The organism is Mesorhizobium sp. M0772 (genome assembly GCF_040320135.1).
Classification (GTDB): Bacteria; Pseudomonadota; Alphaproteobacteria; order Rhizobiales; family Rhizobiaceae; genus Mesorhizobium.
Window position 1 is genome coordinate 20478 of the sequence record NZ_JAMYPB010000018.1, and the last position, 15620, is coordinate 36097.

The 15620-nt window shown below is 65.1% G+C and carries 16 protein-coding genes; 2 read left to right on the forward strand and 14 right to left on the reverse strand.

The genetic code is table 11. The features are described 5' to 3' along the window. Nucleotides 1-2: 2 nt before the first annotated feature. The 6 genes from NKI06_RS14485 to exbB all read right to left on the reverse strand — a co-directional run bounded on the left by NKI06_RS14485 (nt 3) and on the right by exbB (nt 5173). On the reverse strand, nt 3-905 hold the full coding sequence (locus NKI06_RS14485; protein ID WP_023668590.1) for an ABC transporter permease: 903 nt from the start codon (nt 903-905) through the stop codon (nt 3-5). Then, nucleotides 883-1497 carry an ANTAR domain-containing response regulator gene (locus NKI06_RS14490; protein ID WP_023668589.1) on the reverse strand — a complete coding sequence of 205 codons (615 nt, stop codon included), beginning with the start codon at nt 1495-1497 and terminating at the stop codon, nt 883-885. The genes NKI06_RS14485 and NKI06_RS14490 overlap by 23 nt, the downstream gene beginning before the upstream one ends. Next, nucleotides 1494-2588: a transporter substrate-binding protein gene (locus NKI06_RS14495; protein WP_352985898.1), complete on the reverse strand. Its 1095-nt coding sequence runs from the start codon at nt 2586-2588 to the stop codon at nt 1494-1496. The genes NKI06_RS14490 and NKI06_RS14495 overlap by 4 nt, the downstream gene beginning before the upstream one ends. A 171-nt stretch (nt 2589-2759) precedes the next feature. Continuing rightward, entirely contained in the window at nt 2760-3722 is a 963-nt protein-coding gene (locus NKI06_RS14500; RefSeq protein ID WP_352985900.1) for an energy transducer TonB, read from the reverse strand. Then, the gene (gene exbD / locus NKI06_RS14505; RefSeq protein WP_352512734.1) at nt 3719-4177 is read right to left on the reverse strand and encodes a TonB system transport protein ExbD; all 459 of its coding nucleotides are present in this window, start codon (nt 4175-4177) and stop codon (nt 3719-3721) included. The genes NKI06_RS14500 and exbD overlap by 4 nt, the downstream gene beginning before the upstream one ends. Nucleotides 4178-4183: 6 nt before the next feature. Further along, nucleotides 4184-5173: a tonB-system energizer ExbB gene (exbB, locus tag NKI06_RS14510; protein WP_352985902.1), complete on the reverse strand. Its 990-nt coding sequence runs from the start codon at nt 5171-5173 to the stop codon at nt 4184-4186. 342 nt (nt 5174-5515) lie between these two features. Here exbB and NKI06_RS14515 point away from each other — a divergent pair, with 342 nt between their 5' ends. Continuing rightward, nucleotides 5516-6184 carry a cysteine hydrolase family protein gene (locus NKI06_RS14515; RefSeq protein WP_023831834.1) on the forward strand — a complete coding sequence of 223 codons (669 nt, stop codon included), beginning with the start codon at nt 5516-5518 and terminating at the stop codon, nt 6182-6184. Nucleotides 6185-6271: 87 nt separating this feature from the next. On the opposite strand, the gene NKI06_RS14520 is transcribed toward NKI06_RS14515, so the two are convergent. Beyond that, the gene (locus NKI06_RS14520) at nt 6272-7228 is read right to left on the reverse strand and encodes an LLM class flavin-dependent oxidoreductase (RefSeq protein ID WP_023726079.1); all 957 of its coding nucleotides are present in this window, start codon (nt 7226-7228) and stop codon (nt 6272-6274) included. Between the two features lie 158 nt (nt 7229-7386). Beyond that, nucleotides 7387-7542 (reverse strand): hypothetical protein, encoded by a 156-nt coding sequence (locus NKI06_RS14525; protein ID WP_023670454.1) that lies wholly within the window; start codon nt 7540-7542, stop codon nt 7387-7389. A gap of 233 nt (nt 7543-7775) precedes the next feature. On the opposite strand from NKI06_RS14525, the gene NKI06_RS14530 reads away from it, so the two are divergent. Next, on the forward strand, nt 7776-8543 hold the full coding sequence (locus tag NKI06_RS14530) for an SDR family NAD(P)-dependent oxidoreductase (RefSeq protein ID WP_023686096.1): 768 nt from the start codon (nt 7776-7778) through the stop codon (nt 8541-8543). A 24-nt stretch (nt 8544-8567) separates the two neighbouring features. Here NKI06_RS14530 and NKI06_RS14535 read toward each other — a convergent pair whose 3' ends face one another. From NKI06_RS14535 to NKI06_RS14560, 6 genes are all read right to left on the reverse strand, one after another. Then, nucleotides 8568-9512, reverse strand: a complete 945-nt coding sequence (locus tag NKI06_RS14535; protein ID WP_023694455.1) for an ABC transporter permease — start codon at nt 9510-9512, stop codon at nt 8568-8570. Beyond that, on the reverse strand, nt 9509-10564 hold the full coding sequence (locus NKI06_RS14540; protein WP_352985905.1) for an ABC transporter permease: 1056 nt from the start codon (nt 10562-10564) through the stop codon (nt 9509-9511). Before NKI06_RS14540 ends, NKI06_RS14535 begins: the two co-directional genes overlap by 4 nt. Nucleotides 10565-10845: 281 nt before the next feature. Then, complete coding sequence (locus tag NKI06_RS14545) at nt 10846-12357, reverse strand: ABC transporter ATP-binding protein (protein WP_352985907.1); 1512 nt, start codon at nt 12355-12357, stop codon at nt 10846-10848. A gap of 189 nt (nt 12358-12546) precedes the next feature. Continuing rightward, a complete protein-coding gene (locus NKI06_RS14550; RefSeq protein WP_352985909.1) occupies nt 12547-13572 on the reverse strand; it encodes a BMP family protein in 1026 nt (341 codons plus the stop codon). Between the two features lie 126 nt (nt 13573-13698). After that, nucleotides 13699-14646, reverse strand: coding sequence for an ABC transporter permease (locus NKI06_RS14555; RefSeq protein WP_352985911.1), 948 nt, complete (start codon nt 14644-14646; stop codon nt 13699-13701). A gap of 2 nt (nt 14647-14648) precedes the next feature. Continuing rightward, nucleotides 14649-15620: an ABC transporter permease gene (locus tag NKI06_RS14560; protein ID WP_352985914.1), complete on the reverse strand. Its 972-nt coding sequence runs from the start codon at nt 15618-15620 to the stop codon at nt 14649-14651.

Consider the following 15620-nt stretch of genomic DNA (forward strand, 5'->3'; position numbering starts at 1 on the left):
CATTATTCCCGGCCCCTTTGCGTCGGATCGAGGATGTCGCGCAATGCGTCGCCGATCAGGTTGAAGGCCAGCGCCAACGCCAGGATTGCGGCGCCGGGGAAGAACACCAGCCAGGGGGCGGCCTGGAAATAGGTCTGGTTCTCGAAAATGATGTTGCCCCACGACGCGGTCGGCGGCTGCACACCGATGCCGAGGAAGGAAAGCGTCGCCTCGAGCAGAACCGTGGTCGAGATGCCGAGCGTGCCCCAGACGATGATGGTCGGCAGCAGATGCGGCAGGATGTGGCGAAATAGGATGCGCGGCGCACTCGCCCCGATGCTGCGCTCGGCATCGATGAACTCGCGTTCGGCCAGCGACGATGTCTCGGTGTAGATGACACGCGCCGTCTGCACCCAGTTGACCAGCGCGATGACCATGGCGACGATCCACAGGCTGGGCTGAAACACTGCCGCCAGGCAGATGGCGAGCAGCAGCGCCGGGAACGCCATCATCAGATCGGTGAAGCGCATCAGCGCGCTGCCGATCCAGCCGCGGAAATAGCCTGCGGTGACGCCCACCAAAGTGCCGATCAAAAGCGCCACGCCATTGGCGACGATGCCGATGATGAGCGAGGTGCGGGCGCCGTAGAGGATGCGGGTCAAGAGGTCACGTCCGAGCAGGTCGGTGCCGAGCCAGTACTGGGCGCTGGGCGGCAGCGGCGAGCCCTCGATGGTCAGGCCGTCGAACATCTGCTCGTTGGGGTCATAGCCGGTCAGCCGGGGCGCCAGCACAGCGCCGGCAAGGACAATGGCGACGATGACCAGGCCGAGCAGCGCGAGGCGGCGTTTCACCAGCCGGCGCCAGACACCGGCGCGCGGTTTTGCCGGCATGCGCACCGGTAGATCAGGCGCGATGGGACTGGTCATCGCCGCCTTCTTCCCCCGTCGCTTCCTCGCTTGTCATTGCCACGATCCGACGCGCGGCATCCTCGACGCTGATCTGCCAGCTCATCGCCAGCGAACGCAGCTGCGCATAGGCGCGCTCGTCGTCGCTGCCTTTCGACAAGGCCGTCACCGCGCGCACGATGGTCTGGCGCTCGGCGACGCGCTGGCGCAGCGACGCTATCTCGCCGGCTAAATGTTTTCGGGCCTCGAAACTCTGTCTCGCGATCAACAGAGCGCTGTAGACGCCGGCATTGCCGACCGGCTTCAGCAGCTGCGCATCGGCCTTGTGCGACAGCGCCCATTCGATACGCCCCGGCGCCTCGGAACCGATCAGCGCCACCAGCGGCATCGGCGCCTCGCCCGGCTTCCACGGGAATTGCTCGTCGAAACCGAGATCGGCATCGAAGAAGACGAAATCGGCGGCGAGAGCTTCCGGCGGCAATTCCGGCCAGCAGTCGATCGTAGCCAGGCCGATGGCCGACAATTGCCTGGTGATGGCCTGCACCGTCGGATGCGGGCGATGCAGGATGAAAGCCCGCGCGCCGCCGAGATTGGGGATGCGCGTCCGGGTCATGACACCACTCTCAGACGCGGACGGCCGAACGTCTTGGCGGGGTCGTAGCGCGACAGATATGGATCCGGCGCGACCTCATCCTCCTGGCTGACGACCTCGAAGAAGCCATCGGCGATCCGGCCGATGATCACCGGCAGCGTCGCGTGCTGGGAGTGGGCGTCGATGGCGATCGGCCCGAGCCGGGTGGAGAAGCGCCGCTCGGCGAAGGCTTTGGAAAATTCCGCCGGGCCGGCATCAGTGTCGCGCGACAGCACGTCGGCCATCACCTGCACCGAGGCATAGGCGGAGGCCTCGAAGGACGAAGCGAAGGCAGCCGGCCGGGGCGCGAAATAGGGCCCGACCGACAGATGCCCTTTCCCTGTATCGCCGATCGCCGGCAACTCGCCTTCGGTGAGGTTGCAGGAGATGACGGGGCAGTTTTCCGGCCTGAATGCCGCATTGTCATCGCCCAGCTCGCGGTAAGCCGCCAGGAAGGCGTAGGATGAGGTGCCGATCAGATTGTTGAGGATGAAGCTCGGCCTCGTCGCCCGGATTTCCGCGATCAGCCGCGACACGTCGGTCTCGCCGATGCGCAGATAGCGCTCGCCCAGCACTTTGCCGCCGGCATCCGCGATCAGGTCGCGCGCCACGCGGTTCATCTCCCAGCCCCAAATGTAGTTCGAGCCGAGCAGGAAGCCGTTGGCGCCGAAACGCGGCACGACATGCGCCATCAGCGGAACCAGATGCTGGTTGGGGCAGGCGTGCATGTAGACGACATGCTCGTTGGCCTCGAACCCTTCATAGGGGCAGGCATACCAGAGCATGCCGCCGGCCTTCTCCAGCACCGGGATGGTTTCCTTGCGGCTCCAGGAGGTGACGCAACCGACGACATGGCGCGCGCTGCTGGTCCTGAAAATATCTTCGCACAAAGTCGCGTAGCGATCGGCATTACTTTGCGGATCGCGCTCGACCGGAACCAGTTCGATGCCATAGCTCCGATCGGCATTGATGTCGGCGATGGCGCGCATGGCGCCCATCCGGCACGCATCGGAGACCAGCTGATAGCTGCCCGAGCGGGAATACAGGATGCCGATCTCGATACGCCGTTTCAAACCGATCCTCAGAAATGACAATGCCCCGCAGCCAGCGCCGGAGGGCGAGGCATGCGAGGCATATTTGCCGCCCGGCGACCAAGGCCGGTATTTTGCGCTAGCGTATTCGGTCCGGCGGGTCAGTCAAGCGGGAAAGTACGTGGTCATGGGATCGGCCTTGTCCGACTGATTCTAGTTCCGCAGCGTGAACATCAAAGGCGCCACGACAGCCGTCCCGGCCTTCTCAGGCGGTGGCGCGGGCACCGTCGCACCCTGCAGAATGCCGAGCGCGGCGCGATCGAGATCGGCGTCCCCCGAAGACCGTGTCAGCCGGACGGAGGTCACCTTGCCCGAAGCGCTGACGACGAAGGTCACATTTGCGGTACCCACGGCGCGCCGCGACCTTGCCGCGCTCGGGTAGCGCTTGTGCCGATTGATCCATCCGATCAGCTGGGAGTTCCATTTGCTTGCACTGACTGATGATCCTCTCGATTGCGAAGCTTTCGGCGCCGACGCCTTCGCCGCTGCCTTTTGATCGACACTGGCGGTCACGACCGCTTTCGCCGGCGCGGCCTTTTCCTTCTTCTCTTTCGGTTTCGGCTTGGGTTTTTCGGCAGCCTTCTTCGCCTTCTCGATCGGCTTGGCCTCCACCGGCTTGGTCTCCGCCGGCTTGGTCTGGGGCAGCGGAATGACCACATCCGGCGCTATGGTCGGGACGATGTCGGGCACCACCTCATCCAGCGGCGGCGATTGATCGGGCTGCTCGGCCGCTGCCGTCTCGATCGGAGCGGTCTTATCGAGTTGAGCCGCTTCCCTCTTCTCGGTGACCGGCTCCGGCTTACCGGGCTCGGGCTCTACGACGGGCTTCAGTTCGGCAACCGCCTCCTCGATCTGGTTCGGCGGCTCGGGCGTCACCACGTCGGCCGCTGAGTCCACCCGCACCGCCGGCGCCACCATCATCGGCGACAGCTCGATAGCCACAGCCGGCGGCGGGCCGCCATCGGCCATGTTGGCCAGGCTGAAGCTCTGGACGGCATAGACGATCGCGACATGCGCGCCGACAATGACAATGGCCGCAGCCGCCCACAAACCGATCTCGCGCGCGCCGGCGCCCGGCGGGTCGGCGGTGGGAACGGCCGCGGCCAGTTGCGTCATGGGGCGGCGCCTGGTTGCGGCGGGGATGCGTCCGCTGGCACCGTCTCCAGCCCGACCAGCGCGATCTTCAGATAACCGGCGCCGCGCAGCAGGTTCATCACCTCCATCAACTCGCCATAGCCGACCGCCTTGTCGGCACGCAGGAAGATGCGGGTCTGCTTATCGCCCTTGGTTCTGCCGTCGAGCACGGAGGCAAAAGCCTGGCGCGGCACGCTGTCATTGCCGATCGCCAGCGTCAGATCGTCCTTCAGCGTCAGGAACAGCGGCGTTTCCGGCCGCGGCGCCGGTGTCGCGGTCGAACCCGGCAGATCTACATTGACGTCGACTGTCGCCAACGGGGCAGCGACCATGAAGATGATCAGCAGCACCAGGATGACGTCGATGAACGGCGTCACGTTGATCTCGTGGCTTTCCTCGAGATCGCCGTCGATAGTCTCGCGAATACTAGCCGCCATGGCCCATCACTCCGCCGCCAGCGCGGGCGCCTGCGGCACCGTGCGGAAATCGAGATCGCGGCTGACCAGCCGTTCGACCCCGGCCGAGGCATCGGCAAGGAGCTGCCGGTAGCCGGCTATCGACCGCGCAAAGACGTTGTAGATGACCACCGCGGGAATGGCCGCGACCAGGCCCATCGCAGTGGCGAGCAGCGCCTCGGCGATGCCGGGCGCGACGACCGCGAGGTTGGTGGTCTGCGCCTGCGAGATGCCGATGAAGGCGTTCATGATGCCCCAGACGGTGCCGAACAAGCCCACGAAGGGCGCCGTCGAGCCGATCGTCGCCAGCACGCCGGTGCCGCGCGACACGCGCCGCGCCGCCGCCGCCTCGATGCGCGACAGGCGCGACGTCACTCGTTCCTTCAGCCCGTCGCCGGTAACATGGCCGAGCGCACCGGCCGAAAGGGCAGTCTCTTCCTCGGCTGCCCGCACCAAAAGCGCACCGGGGCCGCCACTGTTGCCAAGCGAGCGCCCGGCCTGGCGCAGTGTGGCGGCATTGCCGATGGCGCGCGCAGCGCGCCGGGCGCCGAGCTTGCCGAAGAGAATCTCCAGCGATTTGGCCAGCCACACCGTCCAGGTGACGAGCGAGGCGAAGGCCAACCCGATCATCACCGCCTTGACGATGATGTCGGCGGCCATGAACATGCCCCAGGGCGACAGATCGTGCGGCAGCGTCAGCGATATTGCCGAAGGCTCGGCCTGCGCGGATGCACCGGGCTGGTTTGCCGGCTGGGGCGCGGTCGGCGCCGCCTGCCCGGCAGTTGGCGAAGCCGGCGCGACAGGCGCAGCCGGTGCGGGCCGTTCGACTGCGACCGGGGAAGGCTGGGCCGCCGACCGGGCAGCTGCAGCGGGCACCGTCGTCACCCTGGGCTGCGTGTTTGGCTGCTCTTGCGCAGCAGCGCTGCCGGCCGACAGCATGACCGCGGCCAGCGCCGCCAACAAACCATTTCTGGACACGCTTCGTCCTCGCTTCGTCATTGCACGTACCGATCGGCTGGTCGGTGACGGGATGCGGGAACACCCGATCTCACCCGAAAACTCCAGCCACGGATTCTGGCTTCTCTCAAACGCGGCACAGCCGCTGGAAAACAATTCAGGCGGCCGAGTGCCCCTGCTTGACTATAAAACATGAGTTTAGTAGTCAACAAACAAGATGGCTTTTTTGGCCAACGATTGTGGGCGCGATGTCTCAACGGCACATCGTGCTGGGATCGGTCTACCTGGTGTCGTCGCACTGAGGGATGGACGGCCGCAGGGTTGCTGGGCCACGATACCGGGCAGCAATTGAGGCAGGCTGCGATGATCAAGGCGATACCGTTCGATTTCCCCTATGACGGCCGGCTGGTGCCGGCAAACACCGCGCTGCTGGTCATCGACCTGCAGGAGGATTTCCTCTCGCCGACCGGCTATTTCGCCAGGAAGGGTTATGACCCCGCGCCGCTGCGCGCCATCCTGCCTACGGTCAACCGACTGATATCAGCGGCACGCGCGGCCGGCCTCACCATCATTCACACCAGGCAGGGATATCGCGGCGACATGGCCGACATGACGCCGTACGAGAGATGGCGCCGCAAGCGGGCGGGTCTAGAAGGCACCGACGTGCTGCTGCGCTCCGGCCCCGGCTTTCAGATCGTCGCCGAGATCGACGTCGCGCCGCACGACATCATCGTCGACAAGACCTGCAACAGCGCCTTCACCTATACGGATCTGGAGCTTGTGCTGCGCGCACGCGGCATCACCCATCTGATCTTTTCCGGCTGCACGACCGATGTCTGCGTGCACACGACGCTGCGCGAGGCCTGCGACCTCAATTTCCAGTGCCTGACCATCGCCGACGCCTGCGCCAGCGGCGACCAATACGCGCATGACGCAGCGCTGCATATGGTGACGGTGGAGGACGGGGTGTTTGGTGCGCTGACGGAATCTGGCGCGGTGCTGGAGGCGCTAGCGGTGCTGAGTGGTGACTAGACGCTGGCGGGACAGCACCCCTCTGCTCTGCCGGGCAGAGGGGGGTGTGAAGGAACGCTACGAAATAGCTTTCATTCCACCCGAAATTCACCCTGCGTGAATATCCGACCCGCCTCGCGAGGCAAACGCGCCAGGCTGCGGCACCTCCGCCTCCCGGCGTGCCAGCGAGTTGCGCAAGAGCGCGATCGTCTCGCGGCCGACGCTGGCGATCTCGCGCGGCCGGTCGACACCGACGATCATGAACTCGCTGATGCCCAGCGCCGCATAGGGCAGCAGCGACAGGGCGATCTGCGCCGGTGGTCCGGAAAGTTCGACCGCCTTGTGGCCGACGGTAGAGGCGCCACCCTCCGAGCGGACCCGGACCGGAAGCGCAAAACGCAGCTTGCCGGCGCGGCCATGCTCGGCGGCGGCGCTGCGCGCCCGTTCCATCAGCTGGCGGATCTCGTCGAGCGAACCAGCCGTGAGTTCAAACACGTCGGCATGGCGGCCGGCGACCTTGAGCGCGGTGCCGGACTGGCCACCCATGCGGATGATCACGTCGACGCCATGCGGCCCCTTGCGCGGCACATAGCCACCCTTGATGCTGTAGAATGCACCTTCATGGTCGAAGGGCCGGTCGTTCGACCACAGCCGCTTCAGCAGCACCAGATATTCGTCGATGCGCTGCCAGACCACGGTGTGGCCGACCGGACGCGTCTCGGCATCGTCGTCATCCAGCGGCTCGCTCAGCATCCTCAGCGCCAGCCGGCCGCCGCTCCTGGCGTCGAGCGCCGCCAGTTGCCGCGCCGCAACGGCTGGCGCGATCACGCCGGCCCAGTGCGTCAGCACCACTTCCAGCGACGAGGTGCGGTCCAGCGCCTGGGCGGCGATGTCCATATTGGTCAACAGCCCGGCCGGGTCGTCGACGACGATGTTCTGGAAGCCGGAATCCTCGATCAGCGACAGCTTGGTCGCCGTCTCGACGAAATCATAGAAGAACGGTACGGCCGAACCGGCATCGGCGGCGTGCGTTTTACCGGGAACATGCGTGAACTCGATCGGCATTGCCATCTCCTCCATCACGTTGGATGTATGTCGCCCCCGGTTTTGAGACGACGACATGCGTAAAAACAAGCATCAGCGCCAAAGCGCGTCCGCGTTCGGTTCATCAACTCCGGTCACTCACTGAAAGCGCTAGGTCGCCACCCTTTCGGCCTGATCGGTCAGGGAATCAAGCCGAGCACGACTGCCCCGGTGAACACGAACGCAAGGGCAAAGACGAGATAGGCGAAAGCGCCGGCATAGGCCGGGCGGAAAGCCTGGCTATTGGCCAGCCTCTGGCTGGTGCGGTCCGTCTCGGCGTTCTGGATATAGGACATATCGACCTCCGTCTTGCGGATTAATCTATAAAATCAGTAGACTTTGTCGAGTGCTATTTTTTGGCGATATGTAGAACGATTTTCTCAGTATTCCTTATTATTTGGTTTGGGATTGCTGGGAGACCCCTGTTGGCGACAAGCGAGCGACAAGCTTGGCCGACATCTGCATAGGCGATAGCATCGCCATTCCGGCGTAAATGCGGATCATTTCGATCGGGAACGGGGAACAGAACATGGGTACAAGACTAGCCGGCAAGATTGCAATCATCTCGGGCGGCGCGACCGGAATGGGCGGAGCGGCCTCGGAATTGTTCGCCGCCGAAGGCGCCAAGGTGGCGATCATCGACCGCAATGGCGAGGCGGCGGCAGCCACTGCGGCGGCGATACGCGCGCGGGGACATATCGCCGAACACTGGGTGGCCGACGTCTCGGACGAGGCGCAGGTCGAGGCCGCAGTGAAGGCGGCGACTGCCAGGCTCGGCCCGGCCACGGTGTTGTTCAACCATGCCGGCACCATCGTGATAAAGCCGTTCCTGGAGACGACAGTGCAGGAATGGGACTGGCTGCATGCGGTCAATGTCCGCTCGATGTTCCTGATGACGCGCGCCGTGTTGCCGGGCATGATCGCTGCCGGTGGCGGTTCGATCGTCTGCACCTCGTCGATCTCGGCTGTGGCGGCCACACCCATGGAGGTGCTCTACGACACCACCAAGGGCGCCTGCCACATGTTCGCGCGCGCCATCGCAGTCGAATTCCGCGACCGCAACATACGCTGCAACGCCGTCTGTCCCGGCTTCATCCGCACGCCGCACGGCCTGCGCGAGGTCGCCGATCTCGGCAAGCTCGGCGTCGACGTGTCGGACGCCGCATTGGCCGCACAGCAGGGCCGCATCGGTGAGCCGGAGGAAGTGGCCAAGGCAGCGCTGTACCTCGCCAGCGATGAGTCCAGCTTCGTCAACGGGACGCATCTGTTTGTCGATAATGGTTTTACGGCGATGTGAGTATCCCAGGCTTGGCCTACTCGCTTACCGCTCTTCTCGTCGAAACGGCTTCAGCAGCGCCGACGGCGCAACCGCGTTGCGTGACATCACGGCCATCGCGACGATGGTGAAAATGAACGGCAGCATCAGGAACGTCTCATAGGGAATATGCCCGAGGCCGCTCGCCTGCATGCGCAATTGTAGCGCATCGACGAAGGCGAACAGCAGCGCCGCGCCCGCAGAGCGCCACGGGTCCCAGCGGCCGAACACGACCAGCGCGATCGCCACCCAGCCACGGCCCGACACGACACCAAAGGTGAAGGCGTTGAACTGTGCCATGGTGAGGAAGGCGCCCGCAAGCCCCATCAGCGCACCGCCGAGGATGACCGCCTGGAAGCGCGTGGCGATGACGCTGACCCCAGCGGAATCAGCGGCGCGCGGGTTCTCGCCGACCATCCGCACCGACAGCCCCCAAGGCGTGCGGTAGAGCACGAAAGCAGCGAGCGGGATGGCAATGATTGCCAAGTAGACCAGCGCAAACTGGTTGAAAACCGCTGACCCCAGAACCGGAATATCCGACAGCAGCGGGATCGGCACCGTCTGAAAACCCTTGATGCTGGGCGGCACCGATTGCTGGCCGAAGGTCAGACGGTAGAGGAAATAGGCAAGGCCGGACGAGAACAAAGTAACGCCGATGCCGCAGACATGCTGGCTGAGGCCGAGCGCCACGGTGAACAGCGCATGCAGCGCGCTCATCGCCATGCCGGTCAACACCGCGGCCAGCACGCCGAGCCACAGGCTGCCGCTGAGGCTGGCGGCGGTGAAGCCGGTCATCGCGCAGAGCAGCATGATGCCTTCGATACCGAGATTGAGCACGCCGGCCCGCTCGGAGAACATCTCGCCCAGCGTGGCAAATGCCAGCGGCGTGGCGATGCGGATAATGGCGGCGAGGAAGCCGACCTGAAAGATCTGTTCGAACACCGCGCTCATAAGGCGGCACCGACGCGGCGGATGCGATAGGCCGTGAACAGCAGCGCCACCAGCATGGCGAGCAGCGCCGTGCCCTGGATGACATCGCTGAGGAACGCCGGCACGCCGGTGGCGCGCGACATCGCTTCGGCGCCGGTCATCACGGCGGCCAGGAAGATCGCCGCCGGTACGACGCCGAGCGGATTGAGCCTGGCCAGCATGGCAACGACGATGCCGGAATAGCCATAGCCCGGCGAAATGTCGCTCATCACCTGGAAATGCACGCCGCCGACCTCGCCTACGCCGGCAAGCCCGGCCAGCGCGCCCGACAGCAGCGCCGTCGAAATCAGCACCCGCTCGACGTGGATGCCGCCATAGCGGGCGGCTTCCGGGCTTTCGCCGGTGACCCTGATCCGGAAGCCGAGCGTGGTCCGCACGATCAGGAACCAGATCAACGGTGCTGCGATCAACGCGGCGATGACACCCAGATGCAGCCTTGTGCCTTCGAGCAGCACCGGGAAATTCGCCGAATCCTCGATCGGCGGCGAGATCGGATAGCCGCTGAACGAGTCCTTCCACGGCCCCTCGATCAGCGCCATCAGCGCATAGTAGATGACCGAGTTGAGCAGCAGCGAGCTGACGACGTCATCCACCTTGAATTTGACCCTGAGCGTCGCGGGCACCAGCGCTACCGCGGCACCGGCAGCAGCGCCCGCCAGCGCCATCGACAGGATCGCCAGCGCGCCCGGCATTGGGATGGCGCCGACGAAGCAGCTGGCCACGGCGCCGGACAGCAATTGGCCCTCGGCGCCGATGTTCCAGAATTTGGCCCGGAAGGCGACGGCCACAGCCAGCCCGGTGAAGATCATCGGGGCGGCGCGCACCAGCGTTTCGGTGATGGCATAGCTGTCGCCGAACGAGGCCGACAGCATCACGCCATAGGCCTCAAGCACGCCGGCGCCGGCCAGCGCGATGAGGCCGCTGCACAGGACCAGCGCTGCGCCGATGGCCAGCAGCGGCAAAGCGAGATTGAACCAGGCGGGGGTGGAACTGCGGGCTTCGAGGCGGAACATCAGCTATGCCCCTCCGCCGCCCAGACGGTCGCGCCGCCCTTCATCCGCCTGCCGGCACCTTCTCCCCGTATAGACACGGGGAGAAGGGATCCGGGCCCTATGCAACTCCCCTCTTGCAGCTGTGGTGATTGGCGTAACCATGGGTGAGAGCCCCTCTCCCCGTCTCTATACGGGGAGAGGATGCCGGCAGGCAGGTGAGGGGCAGCGCTGACGCTTAAAGTCAGCCAAAAGCGGGCAGTATTATTTGAAGTTTCTGCGAGGAACCGAGTGAGAAAGTCCATCTAGGCTCTGCCCTCCGCCCCGGTCACCAGCAGCCCAAGCCGCGCGATGGTCGCATCGGCGCTGTCCAGCGTGCCGGCGATGCGGCCCTCATACATCACCGCGATGCGGTCGCAGAGCACCAGCAGCTCTTCGAGATCCTCGCCGATGACGATGATCCCGCAGCCTTTGGCGCGCATGTCGAGGAATTTTTCGTGGATGAAGCGGGCGGCACCGATGTCGAGGCCGCGCGTCGGCTGCGAGACGATCAGCACCTTCGGGTCGAAAGCCAGTTCGCGCGCCAGCAGCGCCTTCTGCAGATTGCCGCCCGACAGCGCGCCGGCGCGGGTCATCGGCCCGGGGCACCTGATGTCATAGGCCTTGATCTGTTCTTCGGCGAAGGCGCGGATCGCATCTGGCTTGAGCAGGCCCCGGCTGCTGAAAGCCGCAGTACCAATGCGCGGCAACACCATGGAATCGGCGAGCGGCAGATTGGTGACCAGCCCGGTCGTCATACGGTCTTCCGGGATGCGGCCAAGGCCGAGCGCCTGCACCTCGCGCGGCGAGAACCGCGTAACAGGTTTGCCGGCTATCGTCATCGCGCCGGCGTCGGGCGCGCGCGTGCCGGAAATCACCTCGGCCAGCGCCCGCTGGCCATTGCCGGAGACCCCGGCAATGCCGAGGATTTCGCCCGCGCGAACGGCAAGCGATACATCGCGCAGCGGCGTCCCCGAATGCCGTGAGGTGGAAATACCGTCGAGCGTCAGCACCGCCGCGCCTGGGGTCGAAGGTCCTCTTGCCGGCGGCACGATCTCATGGCCGCACATCAGCTGCGCCATTTCTGCCGATGTCGTGTTCGCCGGATCGTCGACACGGCCGGCGACGCGGCCGTGCCGCAATACGGTGCAGCGATGGGTGAGCGCCCGCACCTCGTTCAATTTATGCGAGATGAAGATGATGCCGAGCCCCTGCGCCGCCATCGAGCGCAGCGCCGAAAACAGCCCGTCGACCTCGCCCGGCGCCAACACCGCCGTCGGCTCGTCGAGGATCAACAGCCTGGCGCCGCGAAACAGCGCCTTGACGATTTCGAGCCGCTGCTGCTCGCCGACCGACAGCGCGGAGACAGGCAGGTTGGGGTCCAGCGTCAGCCCATGCCGACGGCTGATGTCGGACAACCGGGCAAGTCCGCCGGCGCGGTCGATGCGGCCGGATTTGCCGGGAATGCCAATCAGAAGGTTTTCCAGGACCGTCAGCCTTGGCGCCAAATGAAAATGCTGGTGCACCATGCCGATGCCGGCGGCCAGCGCATCGGCCGAACTGGTGATCCGCACGGTCTTGCCCTGGATAAGAATTTCGCCGGCATCCGGCGCATAGGCGCCGAACAGCACATTCATCAGCGTCGTCTTGCCGGCGCCGTTTTCGCCCAGCAGGCCGAGGATCTCACCTGGGGCGACGCTTAGATCGACAGCCTCATTCGCCTTGACGGCGCCGAAGCTCTTGGTGATGGCGCGCATTTCGATGAGAGGGGCGGACAAAGGTGCTCCTGCGGAGGGCTGCGCGAGTCTTCACCCTCCCCCTTGTGGGGAGGGCCGGCTTACGATCGCAGCGAAGCGTAGATCGGAAGACGTAGATCGGAAGACAGGGTGGGGGTGCGGCCCCGAAGCCCCCCCCCCCGACCCGCTTCGCGGATCGACCCTCCCCACAAGCGGGAGGGTAAAAAGCGCCTAATCCGAAACCGGCGTGTTCTCATCCACATCCACCCGGAAATTGCCTTCCAGGATCTCGGCCTTCTTCTTCTCGACCAGATCCTTCACATCCGCCGGCAGCGTCTTGTCGAATTTATGGTAGGGCGCCAGGAACGACCCGCCCTTGGCCATGCGCGAGAAATCGCCATAATCCTGCGCGGTGAAGACACCGGCCTTGACCAGCTTGATCGCCTGCTCGACCGTCGGATACATGTCCCAGACCGGCCCGGTTATGACAGTGTCGGGGCCGAGGCTCGACTGGTCGGACATGTTGGAGATGGCGAGGATCTTCTTGTCCACCGCCGCCTCGATGACGCCGAAGCGCTCCGCATAGATGACATCGACGCCGGCATCGATCTGGGCGACCGCCGCTTCCTTGGCCTTGGGCGGATCGAAGAACGAGCCAATGAAGGCGACCTTCTTCTTGATGTTGGGATTGACCTCCTTGGCGCCGGCAAAGAAGGCGTTGACCAGCCGGTTCACTTCCGGAATGCCCATGGCCGCCACCGCGCCGATCGTGCTCGACTTCGACATCTTGCCGGCGATCATGCCGGAGAGATAGGCCGGCTCGTGGATCCAGTTGTCGAAGACGCCGAAATTGGGCTCGGCCGGGCCGGCGCCCGAGCCGAACAGCCATGCCGTCTTCGGGAACTGCTTTGCCGTGCGGCGCGATTCACGCTCGGCGGCGAAGGCGTCGCCCAGCACCAGCTGGTACCCGCCTTGCGCATATTCGCGCATGACGCGGCTGAAATCGGCGGTCTGCACCTTTTCCGACCATTTGTATTCGATGCCGAGTTCCTTCTCGGCCTTCTGCAGGGCGACGTGGATCTGGTTGTCCCACGGCTCCTCGATCGGCGTGGCGAAGATCGCCGCCACCTTCAGCTTCTTGTCCTTGGCGAAGGCTGCACCCGGCAGCATGGCTGCGGCCAGGCCAAGTGCGCCGAGTTCCAGCACGTCGCGCCGCGACAGGCCGGTCGATTGCGATTTGTTTTTCCGGTTTTCCATCTAGTGCCCCTCTGTTTGACAGCCGTGTCGAGCCGGCTGTTCCGAAATCAGACGCGGAACTATGGAACGGGTACGGACTTTTGTCCACATGGTCAAATTTGGCGGTGTCGCTGGCATGAGCCGGCGCTAGCGTACCGCCTTCTCGCCACCGGCTACGGTGATGACGCCGACGATGATCAGCCCGGTCAGCAACAGCCGAACGCCGGCGCTGACGCCGAACGTGTTGAGCATGGTCAGAAGCAGCACCAGGAACAGCGCCGCGCCCCAGACACCGGGAACATTGGCCTTGCCGCCGGCGACCGAGGTGCCGCCGATGACGACGACGGCGATCGAGGCCAGCAGGTACTCGTTGCCGATATCGACATTGGCGCCGCGGAAATAGCCGGCGAGCAGCGCCCCGTCCATGCCGCCGAGCGCGCCCGACAGCGTGTAAGTGAGGAAGCGGGTGCGGCCGACATTGACGCCGGCAAGCCACGCGGCGCGGATGTTCTGGCCGATCGCCAGCACCGAGCGGCCATAGATCATGCGCTGCAAGGCGATGGCCGCACCGATGGTGAACAATACGGTAAGGATCGCCAGCACTGGAATGCCCAGGATTTGCCAGTTGGCAAAATCGGCAAAGCCGGGCGGCGGCTTGATCTGCAGGCCACGCCCATAGCTGATGTCGATCGACTGGATGATGAAGCTGGCCGACAGAGTGGCGATGATCGGCGGGATCCTCAGCGCCCAGATCAGGAGATAGTTGACGGCACCGATGGCAGCGCCGCAGGCGAGCGCGGCGAGCAGCCCGACCACGATCATGGAATCGCTGCCGCCCATGACCTTCATGGCGACGGCGCTGGCGAGCCCGATATTGGCCGGCAGCGACAGGTCGACATTGCCTGGCCCGAGCGTGATGACGAACATTTGGCCGACTCCGACGATGACGGTGAACACCGCCAGCGACAGTGCCGCCGTGACCATGCCACCGCCGCCATAGCCGCCGGTGAAAGCGATGGTCGCCAGCCAGACGGACATCGCGCCGATGAACGACCATATCCAGGGTTTGGCGGCCAGCGATTTCACAAATGTCATCGCTATCTCTCCCTGCGACTGATCAGGACGCGGGCTGCCAGCACGATGATCAGGATGGCGCCGTTGGCGGCGACCTGCCAATCCGGCGGAATGTGCATGAAGGTGAGCAGAGGCGATGCCGCCAGCGCCAGTGTCAGCGCGCCGAGCACGGCGCCAATCGGCGATACCCGGCCGCCGACGAACTCGCCACCGCCGAGGATGACGCCGGCGATCGCCAGCAGCGTGTAGCCATTGCCGATATTAGCGTCGGCCGAGGTGGTGATGCCGATCAGCGCCATGCCGGACAGAACGCCGAACAGGCCGGTCAGCGCAAACAGCACGATCTTGGTGCGCAGCAGCGACCAGCCAGCGCGCCTGAGCGCCGCCGGATTGCCGCCGGATCCCCGCAGGATAACGCCATAGGAGGTGCGCATCAGCCCAAAATGCACCACCGCTGCGATCGCCAGCGCGGCGATGATAGGGAACGGAATGAAGGGCGGCTTGAAGGCCATCAGCGACAAGAGCCAGTCCGGCGCCTTGCCACCGGGCTTGGGCAGCACCAGAATGGCAAGCCCCTGCCAGACGAAGCTCATGCCCAGCGTCACCACGATCGACGGCAGATTGCGCAGATGGATCAATGCGCCCAGCAGTGCATAGACCCCGATGGCGCCGAGCAGGATGACCACGCCGAGCAGCGGCGCGTCCTTCAGCCAGGTCGCGGTGACGCAGCCGACAAAGCCGACAAAGGTGCCGATCGACAGATCGAGCTCGTTGCCGGCGATGACGAACATCTGGGCGATCGTCGCCAGCGCGATCGGGATCGCCAGGTTGAGCATCAGGCTGAAGCCGAAATAGCTGATGGCGCGTGGGTTGAGCCAGGCGATGGCGATAACCACCAGCGCCAGCGACAGCGCCGGCAACAGGCTGCGCAACAGGCGCGCACGGGCGGGACTGCTGCGCGGCGAGGTCGTCGGGCCGGGAGCGACTGCCGTCAT

Bases quoted from the DNA above. Each gene is read 5' to 3' on its own strand.
- NKI06_RS14485 (WP_023668590.1), bottom strand. From the start codon at position 905: ATGACCAGTCCCATCGCGCCTGATCTACCGGTGCGCATGCCGGCAAAA.
- NKI06_RS14535 (WP_023694455.1), bottom strand. From the start codon at position 9,512: ATGAGCGCGGTGTTCGAACAGATCTTTCAGGTCGGCTTCCTCGCCGCC.
- NKI06_RS14520 (WP_023726079.1), bottom strand. From the start codon at position 7,228: ATGCCGATCGAGTTCACGCATGTTCCCGGTAAAACGCACGCCGCCGAT.
- NKI06_RS14540 (WP_352985905.1), bottom strand. From the start codon at position 10,564: ATGTTCCGCCTCGAAGCCCGCAGTTCCACCCCCGCCTGGTTCAATCTC.
- NKI06_RS14530 (WP_023686096.1), top strand. From the start codon at position 7,776: ATGGGTACAAGACTAGCCGGCAAGATTGCAATCATCTCGGGCGGCGCG.
- NKI06_RS14490 (WP_023668589.1), bottom strand. From the start codon at position 1,497: ATGACCCGGACGCGCATCCCCAATCTCGGCGGCGCGCGGGCTTTCATC.
- NKI06_RS14550 (WP_352985909.1), bottom strand. From the start codon at position 13,572: ATGGAAAACCGGAAAAACAAATCGCAATCGACCGGCCTGTCGCGGCGC.
- NKI06_RS14555 (WP_352985911.1), bottom strand. From the start codon at position 14,646: ATGACATTTGTGAAATCGCTGGCCGCCAAACCCTGGATATGGTCGTTC.
- NKI06_RS14500 (WP_352985900.1), bottom strand. From the start codon at position 3,722: ATGACGCAACTGGCCGCGGCCGTTCCCACCGCCGACCCGCCGGGCGCC.
- exbD (WP_352512734.1), bottom strand. From the start codon at position 4,177: ATGGCGGCTAGTATTCGCGAGACTATCGACGGCGATCTCGAGGAAAGC.
- NKI06_RS14515 (WP_023831834.1), top strand. From the start codon at position 5,516: ATGATCAAGGCGATACCGTTCGATTTCCCCTATGACGGCCGGCTGGTG.
- NKI06_RS14525 (WP_023670454.1), bottom strand. From the start codon at position 7,542: ATGTCCTATATCCAGAACGCCGAGACGGACCGCACCAGCCAGAGGCTG.
- NKI06_RS14560 (WP_352985914.1), bottom strand. From the start codon at position 15,620: ATGACGGCAGTCGCTCCCGGCCCGACGACCTCGCCGCGCAGCAGTCCC.